This is a genomic window from Yoonia sp. (assembly GCF_017854415.1).
GTDB lineage: Bacteria > Pseudomonadota > Alphaproteobacteria > Rhodobacterales > Rhodobacteraceae > Yoonia.
The window spans coordinates 1-6,914 of record NZ_JAFMHR010000145.1; the positions used below are offsets into that span (position 1 = coordinate 1).

Here is a 6,914-nt window from a genome sequence, read left to right on the forward strand (position 1 = left end):
GCTACCTTTTTCGCGGCGCGCTTGCCACTGTAGTAAGCACCGCTAACAAGGGCGCAGCGGCCCTTTCCCATTGCTTCGCCCGCGAAAAAGAGGCGGTCGCCGACGGGCGCTTCAAGTGTCTCGCGAACGCCATAGTGTCCCGGTTTGACTGCAGCATATGCGCCCAAAGTCAGGGGGTCATTTGCCCAGTCCGTGCGAAAGCCTTTGATGAAATGCTTGCGTGCGTCGGATCCTACGAGTTTCACAAGTTCTTCCATGGCAAAATCAACAGTCACAGCGGGGTCTTCGGCAGAAAGTTCCCAACCCAACTGTCCGCCGATATTGCCGAACAAATAGTCATGGCCGCATGGCCAAGCGATGAAATAGCAGGCCTTGGCAGGCATGTCGTTGGGGACCTGATATGTGACCCAATTGTTGTCACCCAAACCCAACCGTGCGCCGTCAAACATCATGGGTACTTTGACAAGCAGACCCATCGGCAAGGCATGCGCGGCTTCAATCTTGGCTTCGGGCAGCGCAGGCGTAAAGCGAATTGCACCTGACGCCAAGACCCCGGTTGATACGGTGATCACGCAGGCCTTGGCGTTGATGGTGCCGTCACTGGTTTCGACGCGCACGCCTTCACCGCTCCAGTCGATGTGGGTAACTGCTGTGTTAAGCTTTATCGGCAAACCTTGGGCCTTTTCGACGACTACGGCACCAAGGCCTTCGCGTATGAAATAGCTGGGTTGATCGCTCTTGCTATACCAGTCATCAAGTGTTGAAACTTGGTCAAAGTCAAAACCGTAGTCCATCGGGCCAAGCCATGATTGCACAGCCCCTGCCCAAGGCATGTCGTTTGGAATGACGTCAGAGGCAGGCACATCACGCCCCTTGCGCCCAGCTTTTTTCATGGCCTTTTGAATAGCTTTTGCTGTTTTGCGATAGTCGACCAAGCCCTGCGTATCTGCGCGGGATTTATCTAAGCGAAATAAATCAGTTGGTGCGTTTGTGTGGTCGACAAGGTGATAGCCCCTCTTGCGGGCTACCTTCGTATAGGGGTTTTTGTCTGCACCCGACACCCAAGACGCGCCCATGTCGACCGGCACACCAAAACTATCGCTTTGTGTCCAAGCGCGACCACCGATCCGGTTTGCCGCCTCGATCACGATGACAGATTTGCCTGCCTTCATCAGGCGTCTCGCGGCCCCAAACCCCGCCGATCCTGCCCCGATAACGACAACGTCGGGGTTGGTTGGCAATGTGCGGGTCGACTGGAAATTTGTCATGATGGCGTTCCGGAGTACATTCGGGGGAAATCAGAGGGATGGGTTTGCTACACTGACGCCGTAACCCCAGATTGAAGCTTCCGGAATACCTAAAGTATTCATCGGCCATTATTGAACAAGGTGATCTTAATGAGAATGGTGGAGCCTAGGGGAGTCGAACCCCTGACCTCTTGCATGCCATGCAAGCGCTCTCCCAACTGAGCTAAGGCCCCATCCTGACAGCAATCGCTGCCCGCGCTGTCTATGCAGCGGTCAGAGCGAAATCAAGTGAAAATCACGCTCTGAATGGTTGTTTATCGAACGATGTTTAGTCGTCGTCGTTTGTGGCGACATCTGTGAGTTCGTCGAGAGACACAGTATCTTCGTCGTCATCATCTTCTAGTACGTCATCGCCAAGATCGACATCATCTGTATCGTCATCATCGTCGAGAACCAGTTCATCGTCCTCGGATGCCTCTTTGACCTTTGTGGTCTGCGCATCTTCGGCATCGGCGACCATCGTGCGGGTCTTGGATGTATCAACGGCAACTTCATTGCCCGTGTATGGGCTGATGATTGGCGTGGCGTTCAGGTCGTAAAAGCGTTTGCCGGTTTCTGGGCAAAGGCGTTTCGTGCCCCACTCGTCCTTAGGCATAGGCTATCCCTTCAAAAACATAAGTCGTACCCTTGCGGGTGATCGATGCCAACTGCCATAAGAGGCGGGGCGTGTCAAAGCCTTTGGCACCACTGATTAAGAGTAGTTGGATATGGGCCGTCATATACTTGAAGGCAACCCCCCGATTGACGTGACTTTGCGCCACTCGCCCCGCGCCAAGCGGTTGTCGTTGCGTGTGTCGCGGTTGGATGGTCGGGTCACGCTGACGCTACCGCAACGCACACCCGCGCGCGAAGGCGTTTCGTTCTTGCAAAGTAAAGAAGGCTGGCTGCGCGGGCATCTCGCTGATCTGCGCCCCGCTACGCATGTTCAGATAGACAGCGAGGTTCCGTTTCGGGGCGCACTTTTCAAAGTGATCGCAGGATCGAGGGCTCGTGCCATCGTCGGGACAGACGCGATTCAGGTATCGCAGAACAAACCTGCCGGACCACAGGTCAAAGCCGTGTTTCGCCATCATGCACGCAATGCGCTTGCCGAAGCCTCCGATCGCTATGCCCACGCACTGGGGCGGACGTACGCACGTCTATCGATTCGCGATACACGGTCGCGCTGGGGCTCGTGTTCTGCGCAAGGGACGCTGATGTACTCTTGGCGGCTGATTATGGCGCCGCCAGCCGTGCTTGACTATGTCGCCGCACATGAGGTTGCCCATTTGGTCGAGATGAACCACCAGCCGGCCTTTTGGGATGTCGTGGCCAGCATTTGCTCCGACTATGCAGTACACCGCGCATGGTTGCGTGCGCATGGTGACAGTCTGCACCGCGTTAGTTTCGACGATTGACGCAGCGTTCGTTTGTGATCACAAGCATTTCATTATGATTCAACCCCGCGCCCAAGACAGCACCACCGCCGCCCATGAACGGGTGTACCGCGCGTTGCGCACGCGTATTATGCACGGAGAAATTGACCCCGGCGAGGCGCTGACCCTGCGTGGCATCGGCAAGGACTTTGGTGTTTCAATGACGCCTGCCCGCGAAGCCGTACGCAGGCTGGTGGCCGAAGGCGCGCTGTTTTTGTCGTCGTCCGGTCGGGTATCAACCCCGGCCTTGTCAGATGACCGGATCGAAGAGCTTGCGACCCTTCGCGCCATGTTAGAGCCGGAACTGGCGTCGCGGGCACTGCCACGTGCGCATTTCGCGCTGATTGACCGGCTTGAGGCAATTAACCAAGGTGTCAATCAAGTGATCGCGCGTCATGATGCGATTGGCTACATTCGCCTTAACCTTGAATTCCACCGCACGCTTTATTTACGCGCGCAAGCCCCTGCGATGCTGGCGATGACCGAAACGGTTTGGCTGCAATTGGGGCCAACGATGCGTGCGCTTTACGGTCGCCTGAACAGGGCAGAGCCGCCTTATAATCACAAGTTGATCCTCGCAGCACTCAAAGCCGGAGACGAGCCTGGATTGCGGCTAGCGGTGCGTACAGATGCGACGCAGGGCTTGCGGATGCTCAAAGGTTAAGAGGGCGGGTTCAGGTCCAGATCCAAAAGGGTCAGGTTCATCACGCGGCGGAAATCTTCACCGGGCATGCCAATTGCATAGGCGAGGTCGGTAACAAATTCATGCTCTGCGGGCAAAATTCGCCCACTCGCAAGTGCCACGTAAAACGCCCCCTGCATCAGGACGTCTTTTTCAGAATCGCGTAGACCTTTGCCGAAATTCACAAAGTCCTGCGGGGTTAGGTCCATGCTGATGTGGTCAGTGATGTGGATCACCTCGGAAGACTTCACAGGACGGCGCGTTAACCGCTGCGCGGTTTCGCCAATGATCGCAATTTCTTTCGCGGCGACGATCCCATCGCACTTGCCGACATAACACATGACCTGCAAAATTCGGTCGCTTGCCTTTTTGCGCATTGGCTTGCGCATGTCTTTCCCTGAAAGCGACTTGGTCCGGCGAATGATGACAGCAATCATGGCCAAGCTGATCGCAACCCAAATAGTCACATTCTGCAATGAACGCACAAAGCTATTGGCAGGTGCAAGCGGCAGGTCAGGGTCGATAAGGTCGAATGACTGCGCTGCTGCCATCTGATCCTGACTCAATTGACGCGTTACAGTTTGGGTGCAAGCATCATCTGACAAGGCATAGCCCGATGCGGTGCTGCTAATAGTAAAGCCGAAGAGTTTGAGCGCTTGGGTTTCATGACACAAAGATAGGGTCTGGCCTTGGCTGCCCGCGATGTCCGTGTCAGCCACAAATTCCAAACCATCAAACATCCCCGTATCAGCTGTAAATGCATGCACAGGACTGCTGAAAAATGCAGCGATCAGGAATGGAAAGATAAATCGCATCATAGGCTTACTCAAATAATTATACATTAACACACAACAGCAGAGCCCGATAAAGCATCCCTCCAAAGTGGGTGCCTATCAAGAACTAACGCGTAGTTTAGCGATAAGTTGGGTTTTGACCAGTGACAGCCTTAAACCGAGCAGTCCGAGTGGCGAAAATGCCCCTCGGACCACTTGATGCCTTAAGCGTGGATTGCACCATCGCCGCAGGCAAGTGCTGCTTCGCGTACCGCTTCGGAGTATGTGGGGTGTGCGTGGCATGTCCGCGCAATGTCTTCGGCGGCGGCACCAAATTCCATGCCGACGCAGATTTCGTGGATCAAGTCACCTGCCATTGGCCCGATAATGTGCGCGCCCAGAATGCGATCGGTGGTTGCATCAACCAGTAATTTCACAAATCCGTCGCCAGCAAAATTCGCCTTGGCACGGGCGTTGCCCATGAACGGGAATTTGCCGACCTTGTACGCACGCCCTTGTTTTTTCAGGCTTTCCTCGGTTTCGCCGACATTCGCGACCTCCGGGTGGGTATAGATCACGCCGGGGATGACGCCATAGTTCACGTGCGGTTGCTGGCCTGCGATGCCTTCGGCGACGGCCATGCCTTCGTCTTCGGCTTTGTGGGCTAACATTGGCCCCTCAACGGTGTCGCCGATTGCGTAAATGCCAGCGATGTTGGTTGCGTATTTACCATCAATTTTGATCTGACCACGCTCTGTCATCTCGACGCCAAGGGCATCGATGCCAAGACCTGCAGTAAACGGCTTGCGACCCGTGGCAACCAGAACAGTGTCCGCTTGCAAGGTGTGTTCGCTGTCGTCCTTGCGCAGTTTATAGGTGACCGTAGCCTTGTTATTCTTGACTGCGACGCTTTGCACGGCGGCGCCAAGGGTGAATTTAAGGCCTTGTTTCGTCAACATCTTTTGGAACTGACGCGCGATTTCCGCGTCCATGCCGGGGGTAATCGCGTCAAGGAATTCGACGACTTCGACCTCTGCGCCAAGACGAGCGTAGACGGAACCGAGTTCGAGCCCGATGACACCTGCGCCGATCACAACGAGTTTCTTGGGGATTTTGCCCAATTCGAGCGCGCCTGTGGATGTGACGACTGTCTTTTCGTCGACCTCTACCCCCGGCAGCGCGGACGCCTCGGACCCTGACGCAATCACGATATGCTTGGCGTCGTGGACGTCATCGCCGACTTTGACTTTGCCTGCTTCTGGGATCGATCCCCAGCCTTTGATCCAGTCGACTTTGTTCTTTTTGAACAGGAATTCGATGCCGCCAGTGTTCTGGGCAATTGTCTCATCCTTATAGGCAAGCATCTGCTTCCAATCGACCGAAGGCGCTTTGCCTTTTAGGCCCATGGATGCAAAGTTATGCTCTGCCTCGTGCAGCATATGGGTTGCGTGCAGCATCGCCTTTGATGGGATGCAGCCGACGTTCAGGCAGGTCCCACCAAGGGTTGCGCGGCCTTCGACGACGGCGACTTTCATACCCAGTTGGGCGCAGCGGATTGCGCAGACATAGCCGCCGGGGCCGGCACCGATTACGATGACATCATAGCTGGACATGAGGGTCTCCTTCTTGGGCATTTTCGGTGTCGGCAAAGCGTCGGGCTTTTGTCAGGCACATTATTGGAACAGGGCCGACACTATCATCAGCATGGTTGAGAGGAACCCCACAAACCAAATCAGCGATCGCCACGGGGCTAGGCCGAAGTAATAGGCGGGGATATAAAGGACGCGGGCGGCCAGATATGTCCACGCGCAAATCGCGGACAGGCCGGTGCCTTTGTCGCCAAGGGTGATGACAACGACGGCGATTGTGAACAGGATCAGCGCCTCGAAATGGTTGTTCATCGCGCGGATCAGGCGGCCGGTTTTGTCGCTGACTTGTTCGACAATGGGCTTGCCCATGCGGCTGTTGTCGCGGGCGGACATGGTTTTGCCGACGCCAAGTTCAATGTTGGCAGGAATCGCCATGAGGGTGAACTGGACGCCTTGGAGGAGAGCCGCGAGGGCGAGGACTGTGAGTTCGGGGGTCATTTAGCTACCCATTGACTTTGTGAGGCCGCCCAAAATTCCACCGATGGCATCACCGACCTGCCAGAGTGAGCTTTCTGACGCACTTATCTTGTTCACACCTTCTGACAACGTTTCAGTTTGTCCATTAACGCTTATCGACTTGCCAAGAGTTGCAAATCCCGATGCAGTCAGAACTGGTCTTGCTACTCGGCCACTGGCTATCGAATCTTGAAACCTTTGAAGATTTGAGAACCGGATTATTCCCTCGGCCTCGAGCCACTCAGCGCAAGGAAAAAAGAAAGGGGCAAAACTGTCATCGAGTTCCAACTCCTGAAACTCGAGCTGAGTTTCTTGAATGCCCCACTCCAAAAGAAGCGATAAAATTTTGGCAATTACAACTTCGCTTTTCTCAAGATTGATCACCATAGAGTCCTCCGCCCGGCATCGCCGGGCAGCGCCCGGACCTCCCCCATGGGGAGGGCGCTTTGCACCCACCCCGAGGTCCGAGCGCTGCCCTGTGTTTCTGCAGTCAGCAAGGTTTACAAATCCATCAACAACCGCCGTGGATCCTCAAGCGCTTCTTTCACCCGTACAAGGAACGTCACCGCCCCTTTGCCGTCCACGATCCGGTGGTCGTAGGACAGCGCCAGATACATCATCGGACGGATCAC

At 55.4% G+C, this 6,914-nt stretch carries 9 protein-coding genes and 1 tRNA gene; 2 read left to right on the forward strand and 8 right to left on the reverse strand.

The genetic code is table 11. The features are described 5' to 3' along the window. The 3 genes from QZ197_RS13680 to QZ197_RS13690 all read right to left on the reverse strand — a co-directional run. On the reverse strand, positions 1-1,268 hold a 1,268-nt coding region (locus QZ197_RS13680; RefSeq protein ID WP_296432673.1), incomplete at its 3' end, for an NAD(P)/FAD-dependent oxidoreductase. A 136-nt stretch (positions 1,269-1,404) separates the two neighbouring features. Continuing rightward, positions 1,405-1,480: transfer RNA gene (locus QZ197_RS13685), tRNA-Ala, on the reverse strand. Between the two features lie 95 nt (positions 1,481-1,575). Beyond that, positions 1,576-1,902, reverse strand: coding sequence for a TIGR02300 family protein (locus QZ197_RS13690; RefSeq protein ID WP_296432674.1), 327 nt, complete (start codon positions 1,900-1,902; stop codon positions 1,576-1,578). Positions 1,903-2,014: 112 nt separating this feature from the next. On the opposite strand from QZ197_RS13690, the gene QZ197_RS13695 reads away from it, so the two are divergent. Further along, a complete protein-coding gene (locus QZ197_RS13695; protein WP_296432675.1) occupies positions 2,015-2,704 on the forward strand; it encodes a SprT family zinc-dependent metalloprotease in 690 nt (229 codons plus the stop codon). 34 nt (positions 2,705-2,738) lie between these two features. Continuing rightward, the gene (locus QZ197_RS13700) at positions 2,739-3,386 is read left to right on the forward strand and encodes a GntR family transcriptional regulator (RefSeq protein ID WP_296432676.1); all 648 of its coding nucleotides are present in this window, start codon (positions 2,739-2,741) and stop codon (positions 3,384-3,386) included. Here the strand turns inward: QZ197_RS13700 and QZ197_RS13705 are convergent. The 5 genes from QZ197_RS13705 to QZ197_RS13725 all read right to left on the reverse strand — a co-directional run. Continuing rightward, positions 3,383-4,222: a TerB family tellurite resistance protein gene (locus QZ197_RS13705; RefSeq protein ID WP_296432677.1), complete on the reverse strand. Its 840-nt coding sequence runs from the start codon at positions 4,220-4,222 to the stop codon at positions 3,383-3,385. The two genes, QZ197_RS13700 and QZ197_RS13705, sit on opposite strands and share 4 nt — an antisense overlap. 179 nt (positions 4,223-4,401) lie before the next feature. Further along, positions 4,402-5,790 (reverse strand): dihydrolipoyl dehydrogenase, encoded by a 1,389-nt coding sequence (lpdA, locus tag QZ197_RS13710; RefSeq protein ID WP_296432678.1) that lies wholly within the window; start codon positions 5,788-5,790, stop codon positions 4,402-4,404. Positions 5,791-5,850: 60 nt separating this feature from the next. After that, entirely contained in the window at positions 5,851-6,264 is a 414-nt protein-coding gene (locus tag QZ197_RS13715) for an MAPEG family protein (protein ID WP_296432680.1), read from the reverse strand. Beyond that, the gene (locus QZ197_RS13720) at positions 6,265-6,669 is read right to left on the reverse strand and encodes a hypothetical protein (RefSeq protein WP_296432682.1); all 405 of its coding nucleotides are present in this window, start codon (positions 6,667-6,669) and stop codon (positions 6,265-6,267) included. Between the two features lie 113 nt (positions 6,670-6,782). Next, on the reverse strand, positions 6,783-6,914 hold a 132-nt coding region (locus QZ197_RS13725), incomplete at its 5' end, for a 2-oxo acid dehydrogenase subunit E2 (RefSeq protein ID WP_296432684.1).

Excerpts from the sequence above, each read along its gene's own strand:
- QZ197_RS13690 (WP_296432674.1), bottom strand. The coding sequence starts at position 1,902 with ATGCCTAAGGACGAGTGGGGCACGAAACGCCTTTGCCCAGAAACCGGC.
- QZ197_RS13695 (WP_296432675.1), top strand. The coding sequence starts at position 2,015 with ATGGGCCGTCATATACTTGAAGGCAACCCCCCGATTGACGTGACTTTG.
- QZ197_RS13700 (WP_296432676.1), top strand. The coding sequence starts at position 2,739 with ATGATTCAACCCCGCGCCCAAGACAGCACCACCGCCGCCCATGAACGG.
- QZ197_RS13705 (WP_296432677.1), bottom strand. The coding sequence starts at position 4,222 with ATGATGCGATTTATCTTTCCATTCCTGATCGCTGCATTTTTCAGCAGT.
- lpdA (WP_296432678.1), bottom strand. The coding sequence starts at position 5,790 with ATGTCCAGCTATGATGTCATCGTAATCGGTGCCGGCCCCGGCGGCTAT.
- QZ197_RS13715 (WP_296432680.1), bottom strand. The coding sequence starts at position 6,264 with ATGACCCCCGAACTCACAGTCCTCGCCCTCGCGGCTCTCCTCCAAGGC.
- QZ197_RS13720 (WP_296432682.1), bottom strand. The coding sequence starts at position 6,669 with ATGGTGATCAATCTTGAGAAAAGCGAAGTTGTAATTGCCAAAATTTTA.